The sequence below is a fragment of the Arthrobacter sp. SDTb3-6 genome, from assembly GCF_013376095.1.
Taxonomy (GTDB): domain Bacteria; phylum Actinomycetota; class Actinomycetes; order Actinomycetales; family Micrococcaceae; genus Specibacter.
Map to the genome: position 1 here is coordinate 1 of NZ_JAAMFN010000056.1, position 17,889 is coordinate 17,889.

The following is a 17,889-nucleotide window of genomic DNA, read 5'->3' on the forward strand; positions in this document are numbered from 1 at the left end:
CGAGGGCCGCGAAGCCGGCGACTCCTCCACCCTCGCCGACAACACCGTCATGAACCAGATCTCGGACTCCCTGAAGGCCTGACCCGGCCCCCGCCCCACCCCATCTGTGTTGCAGTTGTTGATTGAAAGCGTCCGTTTTGGCTCGTTTTGGTCCAACAACTGCAACACAGATCCATTTAAACCGGCCGGCGCGGGCACGCATGATCGAAAATTTTTCTTTTTGAGTCTTGACGTTCGTTTTTGACTGCTTCATGATTGTTTCATGTGATCCACTTCACAGGCTTGTGTTTTTCAAGGGAGAAATCATGTCAATCAATGAAGATCGGCCCGCCTCCGGAAACATCCGGCCGGGCTTTGACCGCCGCACCCTTCTGAAGACCCTCGGCGTCGGTGCCGTCGGTGCCGCCGCCATCCCGTTGCTGGCCGCCTGCACGGGCGGCAGCGGCCCGGGTGCCTCGGCCGCCGCCTCCACGTCGCTGACCTTTGGGTCCGGCTCCTCCGACGACGTGCCCAAGGCCGCCTACAAGGCGGTGACCGACGCGTTCACCGCGAAGACCAAGATCAAGGTCACCACCAACGTGGTCCCCCACAACGACTTCCAGAACAAGATCTCCACCTACCTGCAGGGCAGCCCGGACGACGCCTTCACCTGGTTCGCCGGCTACCGCATGCGGTACTACGCCGGCAAGGGCCTGCTCGCACCCATCGACGACGTGTGGGAAAAGGTCGGCGCCAACTACTCGGACGCCATGAAGAAGGCCTCCACCGGCCCCGACGGCAAGATGTACTTTGTACCGAACTACAACTACCCGTGGGGCTTCTTCTACCGCAAGAGCGTCTGGGCCGAAAAGGGCTACGCCATCCCCACAACGTTCGATGAGCTGAAGACCCTGTGCGCCAAGATGAAGTCCGACGGGCTGATCCCGATCGAGTTCACCGACAAGGACGGCTGGCCGGCCATGGGCACCTTCGACTACATCAACATGCGGCTGAACGGCTACCAGTTCCACATGGACCTGACCGCGCACAAGGAGTCCTGGGACCAGAAGAAGGTCAGCGACGTCTTTGACACCTGGAAGGCCCTGCTGCCCTACCAGAACCCCGGCGCCCTCGGCATGACCTGGCAGGACGGCGCCATCAACATGGGCAAGAAGAAGTCCGGCATGTTCCTGCTGGGGTCCTTCGTCACCCAGCAGTACACGGACAAGGCGATCCTGGACGACATCGACTTCTTCCCGTTCCCGGAAATCGCCATGGAGGGCCGGGACGCCGTCGAGGCGCCCATTGACGGCCTGCTGCTGTCCAAGAAGGGCGGCAACAACCAGGGCGCCCGGGACTTCCTGGCCTTCATGGGAACCCCGGCCGGACAGGACGCGTACGCAAAGGTGGACCCGTCCAACATCGCCACCGCCAAGGGTGCCGACACCTCCACGTTCTCGCCGCTGACCAAAAAGTGCGCCGAGACCATCGCCAACGCCAAGAGCATCAGCCAGTTCTTTGACCGCGATGCCCTGCCGGCCATGGCCAACAACGTGATGATCCCGGCGCTGCAGGGCTTCATCAAGGACGGCACCGTGGACGTCAAGAACCTCGAGTCGCAGGCCAAGGCGCTGTACGCGGCCCAGTGACTGCGTGCGGTGGCGGCCGGCCCCGTCCGCCGGGCCGGCCCGGCCGCCACCGCCGTCCGCTGCACCTGAATCCGCCCCGCAAGCGTCCCTGCGAGAAAACGAGTCTGCCCCCATGAGCACGCCAACCGAGCTATCCGAACCAGCCGCCCCCGGCACCCGGGGCAGCCACAAAACAGCCGTGCGCCAGGCCAAACCGGGCCGCGTCAAACGGCTCTCCAAGCGGGACAAGGTGGTCCTGGGCATCATGGTGGGCATCCCGACCCTGATCCAGCTCGCCTTTGTCTGGATCCCCACGCTGCTGTCCGTGCTGCTGTCCTTCGCCCGCTGGAACGGCCTGTCCCTTTCCGACATCCGTGCCGCGGGCATGGCCAACTACACCTACGCCTTCACGGACAACCCGGCCTTCTGGCCGGCCGTCCAGCACAACATCCTGTGGCTGCTGTTCCTGGCCGTCGTGGCCACCCCGCTGGGCCTGCTGCTGGCCGTGCTGCTGGACCAGCAGATCCGCGGCAGCAAGATCTACCAAAGCATCTTCTTTGTCCCGGTTATGCTGTCCCTGGCCCTGGTGGGCATCATCTGGCAGCTGTTCTACCAAAAGGACAACGGCCTGCTGAACTTCCTGCTGGGCACCGCCGGCACGCCGCAGGCCGTTGACTGGTTCGGCAACTCCAGCGTCAACATCTGGGCGGCCCTCATAGCGGCCACCTGGCGGCACGCCGGCTACGTCATGATCCTCTACCTGGCCGGCCTGAAGGGCGTGGACGCCTCGCTGAAGGAGGCCGCCTCCCTGGACGGGGCCAACGCCACCCAGACGTTCTTCCGCATCGTGTTCCCCGCCATGGCGCCCATCAACATCGTCATTGTGGTGATCACCATCATCGAATCCCTCCGGGCGTTCGACGTCGTCTGGGTCATCAACAAGGGCACCAACGGCCTGGAACTCATCAGCGCCCTGGTCATCACCTACCTGATCGGCGAGGGGCAGTCCATCGGCATCGGCTCGGCCTTTGCCGTCATCCTGCTGGTCATCTCCCTGGTGCCCATCACCATCTACCTGTCCCGGACGTTCCGGAAGGAGAAGTTCTGATGTCTGCTTCCACCACCGCCCGCCGGGCCCGGCCCGCCAAGCCAGGGGCGGGCCGCAGCCGCCCGCACTACGGCACCCACCTTTTCCTCACCGTCATGGCAGTCATGTGGATGGTCCCCCTGGGCTGGGCCCTGTTCACGGCCCTGCGCCCCAAGGCGGACACGGACAAATACGGCTATTTCAGCCTCGGCGGCGCATTCAACTTCAACAACTTCGCACAGGCCTGGACGCAGGGCGGCTTCCCGCGCTACTTCATGAACTCGCTCATCATCACCGTCCCCACCATCATCCTGGTGCTGCTGTTCAGTTCCATGATGGCCTTTGCCGTCAGCCGGGTGAGCTGGAAGTTCAACGTCACCCTGCTGATCATGTTCACGGCCGGCAACCTGCTCCCGCCCCAGGTCCTGGCCACCCCGCTCTTTGAAATGTTCAAGCTGATCCAGCTGCCGTACTGGTTCAGCGATTCGGGCAGCCTGCTCAACACCTACATTTCCGTCATCATTGCCAACACCGCGTTCCAGATCGGCTTTTGCACCTTCGTGCTCTCCAATTACATGAAGGCGCTCTCGGCGGACCTGACCGAGGCCGCCCTCGTGGATGGCGCGGGCATCTGGCGCCAGTACGTATCAATCATCATGCCGCTGTGCCGCCCGGCCATCGCGGCGCTGGCCACGCTGGAACTGATCTTCATCTACAACGACTACTTCTGGCCCCTGCTCTTCATCCAAAGCGGCGACAGGCTCCCCGTCACCACGGCCATCAACAACCTGCAGGGGACGTTCCTCTCCAACTACAACCTGCTGGCCGCCGGGGCCACCATCACGGTGGTCCCGACCCTGATTATCTACATCGTCCTGCAACGCCACTTTGTTGCCGGCCTGACCCTCGGCTCCAGCAAGGGCTGAGGGTGGCGTGAGAACCGGGAAGCACATGAAAGCCACCAAGGGCGCCCCCCTGCCCCACACGGAGCGGTCCGACCGCACCGAAGACGTGCCAATGCTCGCCGACGCCCGGCGCACCGCAATCGTCTCCACGGTGGCCCGAGAACGCGTGGTGCGGGTTTCGGACCTGGCCGAACAGTTCGGCGTTTCCCTCGTCACCGTCCGCCGCGACATCGATGCCCTGGACGACGCCGGACTGGTCCAGAAGATCCATGGCGGCGCCAAGCTGCCCGGCGGCGCCGGGACGCACGAACCCGGCTTTGAGCTCAAGTCCACCCTGGGCACGCTGGAAAAGCAGGCCATCGCGCAGGAGGCCCTGCTGCTTGTCCAGGACGGGATGGCGATCGGCCTCAGCGCCGGCACCACCACCTGGGCGCTGGCCAAGGCACTCAGCGCCCGCAAAAACCTCACGGTGGTGACCAACTCCGTGAAGATCGCCGACGTCTTCCAGGGCGCGGGGTCCAGGGTGTCGGTGATCCTCACGGGCGGCGAGCGCACGCCGTCGGACGCCCTGGTGGGGCCCATCGCCACCCAGTCGGTCCGCTCGCTGCACCTGGACGTGCTGTTCCTGGGCGTCCACGGCGTGGACGAGGATGCCGGCTTCACCACCCCGAACCTGCTCGAGGCCGAGATGGACCGGGCGCTGATTGAGGCGGCACGCAAGGTGGTGGTGCTGGCCGACCACAGCAAGTGGGGCACCGTGGGCATCAGCACCATCGCCGCCATGGAGGAGGTGGATGAGGTCATCAGCGACGAGGACCTCGCCCTGGAAGCGCAACGCATCCTGCGCGAGCGCGTGGGCAAGCTGCGCCTCGTCGCCACCGCACCGCATCCGCACACCCCCTAACCCCGCCAAGAAACGTTCAGGAGTCACACGTGCCAGCCATTTACCTGCGCCAGGGCCGAACATCGCTCGTCATCGGGCTCGACGGCGGTGCCCCGCAACTCCTGCACTGGGGCGCCGACCTCGGCCCGGAGCTGCCGGACCTGGCCATCCTGGGCGACGCCGTCCCCCACTCCGCCCTGGACGTCCCCGTGCCCCTGGGGCTCGTGCCGCAGGCGTCGGACGGCTGGCGCGGGCGCCCCGGCCTGCGCGGACACGGCACGGGCGCCTCCGGGGCAGGATTCTCGCCCCGGCTGCGCCTGGAGGACTGGTCCCAGTCCGGCGGGGAGGCCCGCATTGAGCAGCTCGATGCGGACCTTGGCCTGGCCGTGATGACCACGGTGACGCTGCACGCCGGCGGCCTGCTGGAAGTAAGCCACGGGGTGGAAAACCGCGGCGGCGCGGACTTTGCCCTGGACGGGCTCGCCGTGACCCTCCCGGCTGGCCGGGACGCCACCGAGATCCTCGACCTCACCGGCCGGTGGTGCCGTGAACGCCATCCGCAACGCCGCCCGGTGGGGCAGGGCACGTGGGTGCGCAGCGGCCGCCATGGCCGGACCGGGCATGACGCCTCGCTGCTGCTGGCCGTTGGGACTCCGGGCTTCGGCAACCGGCACGGCAAGGTGTGGGCCGCCCACCTTGGCTGGAGCGGGGACCACGAACAATTTGTGGACACGGTCGCGGACGGGCGCACCGTGATGGGCGCGGAGGAGCTGCTCGGTTCCGGCGAGGTGGTGCTGGCGCCCGGCGAAAGCTACGTCACGCCGCCGTGCTTTGCGGCCTACTCGGACCGCGGGCTGGACGGCATTTCCGAGGCGTTCCACCACTGGTTCCGGGCACGCAGCAGGCACCCGTCCACGCCCCGCCCCGTGGTCCTGAACGTCTGGGAGGCCGTCTACTTCGACCACCGCCTGGACGTCTTGACCGAGCTGGCGGAGTCCGCGGCGGAACTGGGCGTGGAGCGCTTTGTGCTCGACGACGGCTGGTTCCACCACCGCCGCAACGACTCCGCCGGGCTGGGCGACTGGTACGTGGACGGGGACGTGTGGCCGCAGGGCCTGCATCCCCTCGTGGAAGCCGTCACCTCCCGCGGCATGCAGTTTGGGCTGTGGGTGGAGCCGGAGATGGCCAACGTTGATTCCGACGTGGCCCGTGCGCACCCCGACTGGATCGCCGGCCCCGTGGCCAGGCACGACGCCGGGTCCCGGCTGCCCCTGCCGTGGCGCCACCAGCAGGTGCTGGACCTGGCGAACCCGGACGCCTGGCAGTACATTTTTGACCGGCTCAACGCGCTGCTGGACGAATACCCCATCAGCTACCTCAAATGGGACCAGAACCGGGACCTGGCCGAGATGGGCCACGACGGACGGCCCGGCGTGCACCGGCAGACGCTGGCCGTGTACCGGCTGCTGGATGCACTGAAGGCCGCCCACCCGGGCCTGGAAATTGAAAGCTGTTCCTCCGGCGGCGCGCGCGTGGACCTGGGCATCCTGGAACGGACGGACCGGATCTGGGCCTCGGACTGCAACGACGCCCTGGAACGGCAGACCATCCAGCGCTGGACGTCCGTAGTGGTGCCGCCGGAGCTGGTGGGCTCGCACATCGGGCCCGGCACCTCCCACACCACGGGGCGCACGCACGACCTCTCCTTCCGTGCGGCCACGGCCCTGTTCGGCCACTTTGGCATGGAGTGGGACATCCGCGGAGTCGCGGGCGCCGGGCGGGAGGAGCTGCGCGGCGCCGTCGAACTGTACAAAAAACACCGCGGGCTCATCCACAGCGGCACCATGGTCCGCGCGGACGTGCCGGACCCGTCCCTGATGTTGCACGGGGTTGTGGCCGGGGACGGCACCCGGGCGCTGTTCGCGCTCGTGGCGGTGGCGACGTCGTACGCCGAGCAGCCCGGACGGGTGGCCATTCCCGGACTGGATCCGGAACTGCAGTACCGCGTGGCGCTGTGTTACCCGGGGCCGGACGCGGCGGGGGCAACGTTCATGCAGGCCGCCGCGCCCGCCTGGCTGGCGGGCGGGGCGGTGGCCAGCGGCCGGTTCCTGGCCGAGGTGGGGCTGCCCATGCCGGTGCTCAACCCGGAGCATGCCATCCTGCTGGAGGTCACGGCGCGCTGATGGGGCTGCGTGCCCGCCTGCCGGACTCCGGGGGCGCAGCGGACTGCAGCAGGGCGTCCGCCTGGCGCAGCAGCTGGTCGCGGCCGGACACGGATGGTTCGGGCACGGGCGGCTCGGACACGGATGGTTCGGTCAGCCCTGGCCGGGGTGCCTGCTGTCCGTGTGGCCCGGCGGCGCCAAGGGAAGCCTTGACATTGCGCGCAATCTCGTCGAACAGGGCGGCGTCCTGCCGGGTGGCCAGATCGCTGGTCTTCAGGCTCGTCAGGACGATCAGGCCGGCCAGCCGGCGGTCGCTGCCGGTGTCCAGCGCGGCGTCGATGGCCCACTGCGCCCGCACCCACCACTGGTCGCGGCGTCCGGCGTCAAGCGCCTGCCGGTAGGTCAGGTAGGCGACCAGTGCGGTCACGAACACGCCCACAATGGAGATGACGGGCAGCCAGCCCTGGCCCCAGCTGCCCAGGTCCGCAGCCAACCGACCCCACCAGATGTCCATGGCTGCATCCTACCGCCGGGCGTGCATGGGGCATGATGGTTCCATGACTTCCACACCCGATGCCACGCCCGCCGGCCGCGGCGAACTGCTCATCCTCAACGGCCCCAACCTGAACCTGCTGGGCACGCGCGAGCCCGCCATCTACGGCAGTGACACGCTCGACGACGTCGCCCGGCTCGCCGGTGCGGCCGCCCGGGACGCCGGGTTCAGCTCCGAGTGCATCCAGTCAAACCACGAGGGCGACCTCGTGGACGCCATCCACGCGGCGCGCGGCACCGCGGTGGGCATCATCATCAACGCCGGCGCCTACACGCACACGTCCGTGGCCATCCGGGACGCGATTTCCGCCGTCGAGCTTCCCACGGTGGAGGTGCACATCTCCAATGTGCACAAGCGCGAGGAGTTCCGGCACCACTCCTACCTGTCCCCCGTGTGCGACGCCGTCATCGTCGGCGCCGGCGTCCACGGCTACGTCCTGGCCGTCAGCTACCTGGACCAGGCGCTGGCGTAGGTCACTTGACGCCCTGGCCTGCGTCGTGGGCCGCGGTACAGCCGCAGGAGCGGCGAAGGACCAGTTCGCAGTCGAAGACCAGGCTCTGCGGCGGCGTGTTCCGCCCGGGGCCGATGATGGCCTTCACCCCGGCTTCCGCCATCTCCCGGACGGGCTGGCGAACGGTGCTCAGCGGTGGCCAGCAGTACTCCGCTTCCTCTGAGCCGTCGAAGGACATGACCGCAACGTCTTCGGGAATCCGCAGGCCGGCTTCATGGATGGCCCGCAGGAATCCGATGGCCTGCTGGTCCGAGCTGATGAACACCGCACCGGGGCGGGGCGACGAGGCCAGGAGCTGTTGCCCTGCTTCATAGCCGCCCTGGCGGTCGAAGGAGCAGCGGTATACCCGTCCGTCAAGCTGCCCCATGGCCTGCAAAGCCTGCCGCCAACCTATTTCACGGCGGTCCAGGGTGTTTCCCGTGGGGATACCCACAATGAGGGCAATCTCCGTGTGGCCATGCGAGCCCAGGTGTTCCACGGCTTGCCGGGAACTGCGGGTGAATTCCGGGCCAATGGCGTCAATGGCCCGGGCGTCCTCCGAAAAGTTCAGCAGCACGGTCCGGATCCCCCGCTGTTCCAGCTCGCCGACATCCGGATTGCTCAGCACGGAACATAGGAACACCCCGTCCACCTGGCGGTCCACGAAGTTCCTCAGGTGGCTTTGCTCCACGGAGAGTGAGTCCCGGGAATCCGCCAGGAGCATGGCGAATCCGCGTTCCTCCGCGGCCTGCTCCACCTCCTCCGCAAGGCTGGCAAAGAAGGGATTGCCGATCTTCGGAACGACCATGCCCAGGAGCCGGGAGGATCCCTTCTTCAATGCCCTGGCGGCCACATTGGGCCGGTAGCCGAGGGCCGCGATGGCCTGCCGGACCTTCGCCTGCGTGGCCGGGGCCACGTTTTTGGGCCCCCCGTTGACCACGTAGCTGACGACGGCGGTGCTGACGCCGGCCAGGCGCGCGACGTCCTTGCGCGTGATGACGGGTCTGGGCGGGGAGGGGTGGTCCGGCATAGCCACCATGTTAGCGTTCAGCGGCCAGTTCCCCTGCCGCGCGCGCCACGGCCGGGGCGTCGCCGAAGTCGGGGATCTGCAGGCGTTCGCCGCCACGCAATGCCGACCTGTGGGCCACGATCCCGGGGAGGGTGTACCGTGCCGCCTCCCAAGCGTTGACCGGGGGTAGTTCGCCGGTGGCAACGGCCGTGGCAAAGTCGTCGACCAGGAAGCTGTGGCTGCCTTCATGCCCGCTGGGCAGGGCGCGGAGTTGAACCGGGAGGCGGCTGGGATCATGCACCGGCGCCAGGCCGGAAACGAAGGCGTCCCGCAATGCCGGGTCCACGTCAGCCAGTGACGGATCGTCCAGGGCGAGGCTGGGGAGGGTGCGGATCTGTTCGCTGACGTCCGTGAAGCCCTTCTTGTCCTGCCACACGGCGGTTTCCACGAGCTGCTCGAAGCTTCCTTCGGTGCCGAAGTAGCGGAAGCGGCTCTCCCGGAGGTGGGACGGATAGCCGACGCGCCGGAACTCGTTGATGCGCACGCTGCCGCCGCCTGCCATCTCGAACAGGGCGCTGGCATTGGAGAAATCGTTGTCGAACATGCTGATTTGGCGGTCGAAGACGCCATCGCCGCGGTCATCACGGACTCCGATGCAGCTCACGCTGGTCAGGTGGCCGCCGATCCCGCCCAGGACCCCTCCCAAGGAATGCGTGGGGTACAACATTGGAGGGTAGCTGGCCGTCTTCTGCCAGTCCGCGCCACCACTGTATTGGTAGGCGGCGTAGAAGCCCAGGTCCATGTCGTGGACGTAGTCCCCCTCGGCGTAGAAAACCCGGCCGAAGGCGCCGGCATCCTTCATCCGGCGCGCATAGATGGTGGCGGGGTTGTAGTAGCTGGTCTCACCCATCATGTAGGTCAGGCCCGTTTCACGGACCGCCGCGATGATGTCGGCAATTTCCTCTTCGCTGATGGCCATGGGAACCGCCGAGTAGACGTGCTTGCCTGCCCGCAGGGCCTGGACGACGAGGGGCCCGTGCGTCCAGCGCTGCGTGAAGATCGCGACGGCGTCCACTCCGCTGGCGAGCATTTCCTCGAAGCTGGCGAAAGTCCCGGCGAGATGCTGGCGCCCCGCCAAGGCTTCGGCCCGCTCGGGCAGGACATCGGTGACATAGACGTCGGTAACGCACGGGTGTGCCTGGAAGAGTTTTGCAAATTGGCCGGCGAACTGGCCGGCACCGACGATTCCGAGGGAAAAAGGTGTCATCTGGGTCATGCCCCCGAGTTTTACATGAGGATCTACTCGAGTCAATACAAATTGAAACATCTGGCTATCTTGTCGAAATTACTTGCACTCAAAATAGTTACTCGTGTAGATTCCTGTGCTGTTGTTAGTTGCATCACATCAATGGAGGCACGTATGGCCAGCAGCACCCTCAGGGCCGGAACCAGAAGACCCATCCCCAGCGCCCTGCCCCGGAAGGGCCCCAAGGCACGCCGTGGACGCAGCGACGCCAGGATCGCAATGGTCTTTATCGCCCCTGCGTTGATCGGCCTCGTGGCCTTCTACATTGTCCCGACCTTCCGGGGCCTCTACCTCAGTTTTACCGACTACTCGATCCTGGGCGACCCGGAGTGGGTGGGCATGAAGAACTACCAGGCCATCGCAAAGGACCCGATGTTCTGGAACTCGCTCTGGGTGACGGTTGAATATGTGGTCATCAACATCGTGTTGCAAACCTCCATTGCGCTGGGACTGGCCCTCCTGATGCACAACGTGGCCAAGTCCATCCTGGTGCGCGGCGCACTACTCCTGCCCTACCTGATGGCCAACGTCATTGCCGCGCTGCTGTGGTTCTGGATGCTGGACTACCAGATCGGCATCGTCAACCAGGTCATCGAATGGCTGGGGCTGCCCCGGGTGGCGTTCTTCGGCTCGCAAATCTGGGCCATTCCGACCCAGGCGCTGATCAACACCTGGCGGAACATGGGGTACACGGCGTTGCTCATTTTCGCCGGCCTTCAGGCGATTCCCGGCTCTTTGTATGAAGCGGCCAGCCTTGACGGCTCCTCCCCGGGCCAGACGTTCCGCAAGATCACCCTGCCCCTTCTGCGTCCCGTCCTGGCCCTGGTGCTCGTCATGACCGTCACCGGCTCCTTCCAGGTTTTTGACACCGTTGCCGTGACCACCCAGGGCGGCCCCATCAACGCCACCCGCGTGCTGCAGTACCTCATTTTCCAGCGCGCCTTCAACGAACAGGACTTCGGCTATGGTTCCGCGATTGCCGTGATCCTGTTCCTCATTCTCATGGTTGTCGCCGTCATCCAGATGAAATTCCTGCGCGGCAATGAATCGGACCTGGACTAGGAGAACCCCCATGACTGAATTCGCATCACAGCGCCGACGCAGGTTCAGGTGGCGCCTGGTCCTGGCCTGGACCGCCGTCGGTCTCGCCATTGCCATCAGCATCCTGCCCTTTTACTGGGTCCTGCGGACTGCCTTGTCCACCAACGGTTCCCTGGCGGCCAATTCGGCCAATCTGCTGCCGGCGGACTTCAGTCTGGGCGCGTTCAAGCGTGTCTTTGGACTGCAGACGACGGCGGAGGCCATCGCGGCCGGCGGATCGGGTGCCTCCATCAATTTTTGGGGCTACCTGCTCAACTCCATGCTCTTCGCGACCCTGACCACCGCGGGCGCGGTCTTCTTCAGCTCCATGGCGGCTTATGCCTTCTCCCGGCTCCGTTGGAAGGGGAGGGACAAGGTCTTTGCACTGTTTCTGGGAACCATTTTGGTACCGCCGATCTTCACGGCCCTGCCCAACTTCCTCCTGGTCCGCAACCTCGGCCTGTTGAACACCATGGCGGGCCTGGTCCTGCCGTACATCTTCATGACCCCGTTTGCCATTTTCTTCATGCGCCAGTTCTTCCTGAACATGTCCCGTGAAGTGGAGGAGGCGGCGATGCTGGATGGGGCCAGGCATTGGAGGATCTTCTTCCAGGTTGTCCTTCCCAACGCTGCCGCACCCCTGGCCACACTTGCGCTCCTGACCTTCATGGGCCAGTGGAATGAGTACTTCTGGCCACTCCTGGTGGGGAGTGACGATAGTTCCCGGGTCCTGACCGTTGGGCTCAGCGTGTTCAAGTCCCAGTCGCCCCAGGGCGCGCCCGACTGGTCCGGCCTCATGGCCGCAACCCTTGTCTCTGCCCTTCCCGTCCTGATCCTGTTCGCCGCTTTCGGCAAACGGATCGTCAATTCCATCGGTTTCAACGGCACCAAGTAGTCCGGCGCCAACCCCTCAAACACCCCGGAAAGAAAGAAGCCCATGAAAAACCCCTTCACCAGCAAGAAGACCGTCGGCGCAGTGGCCATTGCCGTTTTCGCCGCCGCGTCCCTGAGCGCCTGTGGCGGCGCCTCCGCCGGCGGCAACTCTGCCAGCGGGGACGTCAGTTACTGGCTGTGGGACGCCAACCAGCTGCCGGCCTACCAGCAGTGCGCTGACGACTTTCACAAAGCCAACCCGGACATCACCGTCAAGATCACCCAGACCGGCTGGGATGACTACTGGGGCAAGCTCACCAACGGCATGGCCGCGGGGACGGCGCCCGATGTATTCACCGACCACCTGTCCAAGTTCCCGGACTTCGTCAAGACCAAGCAGCTGGTGCCGCTTGACGACGCCGTCAAGGCCGCCAATATCAACCTCAACCAGTACAACGCCGGCCTCGCCGACCTCTGGGTGGGCCAGGATGGCAAGCGTTACGGCCTGCCCAAGGACTGGGACACCATTTCGCTGTTCTACAACAAGAAGATGGCCGCCGCTGCCGGCCTGAGCCCCGCCCAGATGGCATCCCTCACCTGGAACCCCCAGGACGGCGGCACCTACGAGAAGGCAATCGCCCACCTGACGGTCGACAAGAACGGCAAGCGCGGCGACGAGCCGGGCTTCGACAAGAACAACGTGGCCGTCTACGGACTGGGCCTGCCAGGTTCCGATGGTGAAAATGCGGGGCAGACCCAGTGGAGCTTCCTGAGCGCCACAACGGGCTGGACCACCACGGACAAGAACCCCTGGGGCACCCATTTCAACTACGACGATAAGCGCCTCCAGGACACCATCGCCTGGTGGGCCTCGCTCGCCCAAAAGGGCTACATGCCAAAACTCGAGACCACGGTGGGCGCCAGCGCACCTGATGCATTCGGTGCGGGCAAGGCCGCCATCAACAGCAATGGCGACTGGATGATCGGCCAGTACAAGACTTACAAGGGCGTGGACTTGGGCATCGCCCCCACCCCGGTTGGCCCCAACGGCAAGAGCATGTCCATGTTCAACGGCCTGGCCGACTCCATCTGGGCCGGGACCAAAAAGAAAGACGCCTCCATCAAATGGGTCGAGTACCTCGCCTCCACCAAGTGCCAGGACGTGGTGGCCTCCAAGGCCGTGGTCTTCCCCGCCATCAAGACCTCAAGCGACAAGGCCGCTGCAGCCTTCAAGGCAAAGGGCATTGACGTCACGCCCTTCACGCAGCACGTGAAGGACGACACCACGTTCCTGCTCCCCATCACGGACAATGCCGCCAAGGTGGCCGGCATCATGAAGCCTGCCATGGATGCCGTGGTCGCCGGCAAGGCGCCCGCCAGCTCACTGACGGCTGCCAACGGCCAGGTCAACGCCCTGTTCGCCAAGTAGCACCACGCCGTGTGCGGCGGCGGCAGCAGCACCGCCGTCGTCGCACACTTTTCGTCCCCTCCCCCCGCACCGACCGAAAGCCGTTCCATGCACCCCCTCCACCTTTCCGCCGCCGGTTCCAGCCTGGTCCTCTCCTTCGAATCCGGCGAGGCCGAAATCGTCCATTGGGGCCCGGCCCTGGGACCCGGCCTTCCGGACATGGGCCGCCTGAACAACCCCATCCCGCACTCCGCCCTGGACGCGCCGATCGTGGCCGGGCTTCTTCCCCAGGCGTCCTCCGGATGGGCCGGGCGCCCCGGCCTGCGAGGCTACCGCTGGAATGACGAAGGCGTCCCCGGCTTTCATTTCTCCCCCTGCTTCCGGGTCACCTCTGCTGAAACCGTTCCGGTGCCGGCCGGCACCGTGCCGGGGGCCGTTTCGCAGGCCGGCCGGATCATCCAGACCGACCCGAAGGCGGGCCTGGAATTGACCACGACCCTCGTCTTGAATCCCGGGGGGCTGCTGGAGGTTGCCCACGAACTCCTCAACAACGGCACTACGGACTATGCCGTGGAGGAACTGGCCCTGAGCCTCCCCGTCCCTGCGCGGGCCGGTGAACTGCTGGACTTCACCGGCCGCTGGATCCGCGAGAACCACCCACAGCGGCAGGACATCCGGCAGGGCACCTGGGTCCGCACCGGCCGCCATGGGCGCACCGGGCACGATTCGTCCCTGCTGGTGGCGGCAGGGACCAAGGGGTTCGGCAATCGGCGCGGTGAAGTCTGGGCCACCCACTTTGGCTGGTCCGGAAACCACGAACAGTTTTTGGATTCCCTGGCTGACGGCCGCAGGATGCTCGGCGCCACCGAGCTCCTGGGCTCCGGCGAACTGGTTCTGGCCCCGGGCGAAGGCTACAGGACACCGGTCCTCTATGCGGCATACTCGGCCCAGGGCCTGGACGGGGTGACGGATGCCTTTTACCGCTGGTTCCGGGCCCGGCCGAACCACGTGGACACCACGGAGGGCCGTGTCCGTCCCGTTGTGCTGAACACCTGGGAGGCCGTCTACTTCGACCATCGGCTTGAACCGCTCATGGAACTGGCCACTTCCGGGGCCGGACTGGGGGCAGAGCGGTATGTCCTGGACGACGGCTGGTTCCGGGGCCGCCGGGATGACACCGCCGGCCTGGGCGACTGGTTCGTCGACCAGGACGTCTGGCCCCGGGGCCTGACGCCGCTGATCGAGCATGTCAACGGACTCGGCATGGAGTTCGGCCTCTGGGTGGAGCCGGAAATGGTCAACCTGGACTCGGATGTGGCCCGGGAACATCCCGAATGGATCGTGGGCCCCGACACGCGCCTCCACACCGACGGCGGGCGACTGCCGCTGGAGTGGCGCGGGCAGCACGTTCTTGACCTGGCCAACCCGGAGGCCTGGCAGTACGTCCACGACCGGCTCGATGCGCTCCTGACCGAGAACAACATCGCCTACCTCAAGTGGGACCAGAACCGTGACCTCACCGAGCATGGACATGGCGGGCGGCCTTCCGTGCACGGCCAGACCCTGGCCGCGTACCGGCTCCTTGACGCACTCAAGGTGTTGCACCCGAACGTCGAGATCGAGTCCTGCTCCTCAGGGGGTGCCCGCGTGGACCTGGGCATCCTGCAGCGCACGGACCGTGTGTGGGCATCGGACTGCAATGACGCCCTGGAACGCCAGACCATCCAGCGCTGGACCCAGGCCGTGCTGCCGCCAGAACTCGTTGGCGCCCATGTGGGGCCGACCCGTTCCCACACCACCGGCCGGGTGCACGACATCACCTTCCGGGCCATCACTGCCATCTTCGGCCACTTCGGCATGGAATGGGACGTCCGCCAGGCCACGGCACGTGAGCGCACCGTCCTGAAACGGGCCATTGGACTTTACAAGAAGCACCGCGGCCTACTCCATTCCGGCACACGGGTGAACGCCGACATTGCCGACCCCAACCTCTCCTTGCATGGCGTGGTGGCGAGGGACCAGTCCGAAGCCCTGTATGCCGCCGTCGTCCACGCCTCCCTCGCCGCGGAAGTCCCCGGACGCGTCGAGCTTCCCGGGCTTGACCCGCGAAAGGCCTACCGCGTCCAAGTTCTCATGCCCACCGTGGCCGACCTCCCCACGTCGGGGGAAGGGGAGGAGGAAAGTCCCTTTGTCCAGATCCGGTCCAGCAACTGGCTGGAAGACGGGGTTACGGTGAGTGGTGCATTCCTGGCAAACGTCGGCCTTCCGCTTCCCGTCCTCCGCCCGGAACACGCGCTCCTGCTACATGCAGGGGAAATGCACTGACGCGGGCGCCAGGAACATGGCGGCAGGAGCTACTTGACGCTGCACTGCCCGGAGCCCACCGGGCTGTGGAGCATTGGCGCGGCCGCGATGACCGGGGCCACTTCGGCCATGGTGAAGGCGAAGCCGACCGGTTCCGACGTCGTCGACTTGGCAAACACCACTCCCACGACCCGTCCGGAGGTGTCCAGCAGCGGGCCGCCCGAGTTGCCGGACTGGACGTTTCCGGCCAGCTGGTAAATGTCCAGCACCGACTTTTGCTTGCCCTCGATGTCCGGAATCAGCATGGGCCCGCTGGCCAGCACCGTGGCGGGCCGGACCTGCAGCGGCCCGCCCAGCGGGTAGCCGGCGAAGGCCGCCTGGGAGTTGTCGCGGAGGGTGGGGCCGGTGGGCAGGGGAGCCACGTTCAGGCCATCCACGGCAAGGATGGCCAGGTCCTTCACCGGGTCGAAGTAGACCACGCGGGCCGGGAGCGAGCCCTGCGACGGCGTGACCACCACGGGCATGGGGACGCCCGCCACCACGTGGGCATTGGTCAGGACCCGGTCCGGTGCCACCACGAACCCGCTACCGGTCTGGTTCTGGCCGCACTGGAAGGCGGTGCCGGAAATCTTCAGCACGGATCTGGCCGCGTTGTTCCAGGCCGGCGTGTTGGTGCTGGCGTTGGGCGCAGCCACGGGGTTGTGGGGGCCGCCGGGGTTGAGCAGTTGGGGTATGCCCTCCTCCAGGACCAGCGAGCGCATCTGCGCAGCCACCGCCTTGACCGGGTCCGGCGTCCAGGCGTCAATCTTGGAAATGACCACCGAACTGCTCAGCTGCCTGGAGACCGCGGGGATGCCCAGGTTGGTCACGCCGAAGGCAAGCAGGGAAATCACCACCGCGCCCACCAGCACGTTCAGTGCCCCTCCGAGCAGCCGGTTCACGGTGCGTACGGGGCCGGATTTCACGCGTTTGCCGATGGCCCGCCCGATCCTGATTCCCCCGGCATGGCCAATGGCGATCAGGATCACGGTGGCGCCGATGACAAACACCGTCCGCCAGCCGGGCCCGGGTGCATGCTCACTGACAAACGGCGCGGCAAAAAACGCCGCAGCGCCGCCGGCCACCATGCCGAGCAGCCCGCCCAGGCTGACCACCAGCCCCGCGCTGAGCCCGTAGATCAGCTGCCACAACAGCCACAGGATCAACACCGCATCCAGCCAGGAGAAGCCAAGCATCCAGTACCGCCTTCCCTGCACTTTCCCGGTCATTGCCCGCGACTCCCCGGATGGCACCCGCGAGGCACATAATACCGGGCGAATCCGTGCAGCCCTTGTGGGTCCCTGGGGTAAAATGCCGAACGGAGACCGCCGCGCATGCCAAATTGGTCACAAAAGCCCGAAACTTCTGAAAGAATCAGTAATAGGTCCCAACTGTTTAGCTACATAACTTCAAGGAGATTTCATGGACATCGAGGTACTGCGCCGCGCACCACTATTCACCACGCTCGACGATGAGGCCTTCCGACTGCTGACCGACGAGCTGGCCGAGGTGGACCTCTCCCGCGGGGCTTCCGTGTTCCGTGAAGGCGACCAGGGCGACCAGCTGTACTTCATCGTCTCGGGCAAGGTGAAGCTGGGCCGCACCTCGCCGGACGGCCGCGAATCCCTCGTTGCGATCCTGGGCCCGGGCGAGCTCTTCGGTGAAATGGCCCTCTTTGACCCGGCCCCGCGCAGCACCACCGCCACAGCCGTCTCCGAGACCCGCCTGGCCGGGCTGAAGAACGAATCGCTCAACGCCCTGCTGCGCAACCGCCCCGAGGTGTCCATGCAGCTTCTGCAGGCCCTGGCCCGCCGCCTGCGCCGCACCAACGACAACCTCTCCGACTTGGTCTTCTCCGACGTCCCCGGCCGCGTGGCCAAGGCCATCCTGGACCTGGCGGACCGCTTCGGCCGCCCCGCCACCGACGGCATCCTCGTGGCCCATGAACTCACGCAGGAAGAGCTGGCCCAGCTGGTCGGCGCCTCGCGCGAGACCGTCAACAAGGCGCTGGCCGAGTTCGTCCAGCGCGGCTGGCTGCGCCTGGAGGCCCGCGCCGTCGTCATCCTCGACGTCAACCGCCTGCGCCAGCGCTCCCGCTGATCCCCGCCGGTTCAACCGGCCGCGCGCCGGTTGGGCCCGTCGAAACCAAGCACGACGAACCCAGGGACGACGACGGCCCGGCC

16 protein-coding genes are annotated in these 17,889 nt (G+C 66.2%); 11 read left to right on the forward strand and 5 right to left on the reverse strand.

What is annotated here, in order from left to right; all coding sequences use genetic code 11:
- Positions 1–253, reverse strand: a 253-nt coding sequence (locus tag G6035_RS19815) for a hypothetical protein (protein WP_218063337.1), incomplete at its 3' end; no start/stop codon positions are given.
- Between the two features lie 52 nt (positions 254–305).
- Here G6035_RS19815 and G6035_RS18030 point away from each other — a divergent pair.
- The 5 genes from G6035_RS18030 (at position 306) to G6035_RS18050 (ending at position 6,665) form a co-directional block, all read left to right on the forward strand.
- Complete coding sequence (locus tag G6035_RS18030) at positions 306–1,628, forward strand: ABC transporter substrate-binding protein (protein WP_176618487.1); 1,323 nt, start codon at positions 306–308, stop codon at positions 1,626–1,628.
- A gap of 112 nt (positions 1,629–1,740) precedes the next feature.
- On the forward strand, positions 1,741–2,715 hold the full coding sequence (locus G6035_RS18035; RefSeq protein ID WP_176618488.1) for a carbohydrate ABC transporter permease: 975 nt from the start codon (positions 1,741–1,743) through the stop codon (positions 2,713–2,715).
- Positions 2,715–3,620, forward strand: a complete 906-nt coding sequence (locus G6035_RS18040) for a carbohydrate ABC transporter permease (protein WP_176618489.1) — start codon at positions 2,715–2,717, stop codon at positions 3,618–3,620. The genes G6035_RS18035 and G6035_RS18040 overlap by 1 nt, the downstream gene beginning before the upstream one ends.
- A 91-nt stretch (positions 3,621–3,711) precedes the next feature.
- Positions 3,712–4,503 (forward strand): DeoR/GlpR family DNA-binding transcription regulator, encoded by a 792-nt coding sequence (locus G6035_RS18045; RefSeq protein WP_176618498.1) that lies wholly within the window; start codon positions 3,712–3,714, stop codon positions 4,501–4,503.
- 29 nt (positions 4,504–4,532) lie between these two features.
- The gene (locus tag G6035_RS18050; RefSeq protein WP_176618490.1) at positions 4,533–6,665 is read left to right on the forward strand and encodes an alpha-galactosidase; all 2,133 of its coding nucleotides are present in this window, start codon (positions 4,533–4,535) and stop codon (positions 6,663–6,665) included.
- Here G6035_RS18050 and G6035_RS18055 read toward each other — a convergent pair.
- Complete coding sequence (locus G6035_RS18055; RefSeq protein WP_176618491.1) at positions 6,652–7,158, reverse strand: hypothetical protein; 507 nt, start codon at positions 7,156–7,158, stop codon at positions 6,652–6,654. The genes G6035_RS18050 and G6035_RS18055 overlap by 14 nt on opposite strands.
- A 43-nt stretch (positions 7,159–7,201) precedes the next feature.
- Between G6035_RS18055 and aroQ the strand changes: the two genes are divergently transcribed.
- Positions 7,202–7,669 (forward strand): type II 3-dehydroquinate dehydratase, encoded by a 468-nt coding sequence (gene aroQ, locus G6035_RS18060; protein WP_176618492.1) that lies wholly within the window; start codon positions 7,202–7,204, stop codon positions 7,667–7,669.
- A gap of 1 nt (position 7,670) precedes the next feature.
- Here aroQ and G6035_RS18065 read toward each other — a convergent pair whose 3' ends face one another.
- Together G6035_RS18065 and G6035_RS18070 are read right to left on the reverse strand one after the other, a co-directional pair.
- Positions 7,671–8,726: a LacI family DNA-binding transcriptional regulator gene (locus tag G6035_RS18065; RefSeq protein ID WP_176618493.1), complete on the reverse strand. Its 1,056-nt coding sequence runs from the start codon at positions 8,724–8,726 to the stop codon at positions 7,671–7,673.
- A 1-nt stretch (position 8,727) separates the two neighbouring features.
- Positions 8,728–9,972: a Gfo/Idh/MocA family protein gene (locus tag G6035_RS18070; RefSeq protein WP_371131065.1), complete on the reverse strand. Its 1,245-nt coding sequence runs from the start codon at positions 9,970–9,972 to the stop codon at positions 8,728–8,730.
- A gap of 144 nt (positions 9,973–10,116) precedes the next feature.
- On the opposite strand from G6035_RS18070, the gene G6035_RS18075 reads away from it, so the two are divergent.
- The 4 genes from G6035_RS18075 (at position 10,117) to G6035_RS18090 (ending at position 15,688) form a co-directional block, all read left to right on the forward strand.
- Positions 10,117–11,064: a carbohydrate ABC transporter permease gene (locus tag G6035_RS18075; protein ID WP_176618494.1), complete on the forward strand. Its 948-nt coding sequence runs from the start codon at positions 10,117–10,119 to the stop codon at positions 11,062–11,064.
- Between the two features lie 10 nt (positions 11,065–11,074).
- The gene (locus G6035_RS18080; protein ID WP_256128101.1) at positions 11,075–11,977 is read left to right on the forward strand and encodes a carbohydrate ABC transporter permease; all 903 of its coding nucleotides are present in this window, start codon (positions 11,075–11,077) and stop codon (positions 11,975–11,977) included.
- Between the two features lie 42 nt (positions 11,978–12,019).
- Positions 12,020–13,384: a sugar ABC transporter substrate-binding protein gene (locus tag G6035_RS18085; RefSeq protein WP_176618496.1), complete on the forward strand. Its 1,365-nt coding sequence runs from the start codon at positions 12,020–12,022 to the stop codon at positions 13,382–13,384.
- An 87-nt stretch (positions 13,385–13,471) separates the two neighbouring features.
- Positions 13,472–15,688: an alpha-galactosidase gene (locus G6035_RS18090; RefSeq protein ID WP_176618497.1), complete on the forward strand. Its 2,217-nt coding sequence runs from the start codon at positions 13,472–13,474 to the stop codon at positions 15,686–15,688.
- Positions 15,689–15,717: 29 nt separating this feature from the next.
- Here the strand turns inward: G6035_RS18090 and G6035_RS18095 are convergent, their stop codons facing one another.
- Positions 15,718–16,902, reverse strand: a complete 1,185-nt coding sequence (locus tag G6035_RS18095; protein WP_176618500.1) for a MarP family serine protease — start codon at positions 16,900–16,902, stop codon at positions 15,718–15,720.
- A gap of 226 nt (positions 16,903–17,128) precedes the next feature.
- On the opposite strand from G6035_RS18095, the gene G6035_RS18100 reads away from it, so the two are divergent.
- Positions 17,129–17,806, forward strand: coding sequence for a Crp/Fnr family transcriptional regulator (locus tag G6035_RS18100; protein WP_062007784.1), 678 nt, complete (start codon positions 17,129–17,131; stop codon positions 17,804–17,806).
- Positions 17,807–17,889: the final 83 nt, after the last annotated feature.

Coding starts and splice junctions, on each gene's coding strand:
- G6035_RS18080 (WP_256128101.1), top strand. CDS start 11,075: ATGACTGAATTCGCATCACAGCGCCGACGCAGGTTCAGGTGGCGCCTG.
- G6035_RS18035 (WP_176618488.1), top strand. CDS start 1,741: ATGAGCACGCCAACCGAGCTATCCGAACCAGCCGCCCCCGGCACCCGG.
- G6035_RS18070 (WP_371131065.1), bottom strand. CDS start 9,972: ATGACCCAGATGACACCTTTTTCCCTCGGAATCGTCGGTGCCGGCCAG.
- G6035_RS18030 (WP_176618487.1), top strand. CDS start 306: ATGTCAATCAATGAAGATCGGCCCGCCTCCGGAAACATCCGGCCGGGC.
- G6035_RS18055 (WP_176618491.1), bottom strand. CDS start 7,158: ATGGACATCTGGTGGGGTCGGTTGGCTGCGGACCTGGGCAGCTGGGGC.
- aroQ (WP_176618492.1), top strand. CDS start 7,202: ATGACTTCCACACCCGATGCCACGCCCGCCGGCCGCGGCGAACTGCTC.
- G6035_RS18065 (WP_176618493.1), bottom strand. CDS start 8,726: ATGGTGGCTATGCCGGACCACCCCTCCCCGCCCAGACCCGTCATCACG.
- G6035_RS18085 (WP_176618496.1), top strand. CDS start 12,020: ATGAAAAACCCCTTCACCAGCAAGAAGACCGTCGGCGCAGTGGCCATT.
- G6035_RS18075 (WP_176618494.1), top strand. CDS start 10,117: ATGGCCAGCAGCACCCTCAGGGCCGGAACCAGAAGACCCATCCCCAGC.
- G6035_RS18090 (WP_176618497.1), top strand. CDS start 13,472: ATGCACCCCCTCCACCTTTCCGCCGCCGGTTCCAGCCTGGTCCTCTCC.
- G6035_RS18100 (WP_062007784.1), top strand. CDS start 17,129: ATGGACATCGAGGTACTGCGCCGCGCACCACTATTCACCACGCTCGAC.
- G6035_RS18040 (WP_176618489.1), top strand. CDS start 2,715: ATGTCTGCTTCCACCACCGCCCGCCGGGCCCGGCCCGCCAAGCCAGGG.
- G6035_RS18045 (WP_176618498.1), top strand. CDS start 3,712: ATGCTCGCCGACGCCCGGCGCACCGCAATCGTCTCCACGGTGGCCCGA.
- G6035_RS18095 (WP_176618500.1), bottom strand. CDS start 16,902: ATGCTTGGCTTCTCCTGGCTGGATGCGGTGTTGATCCTGTGGCTGTTG.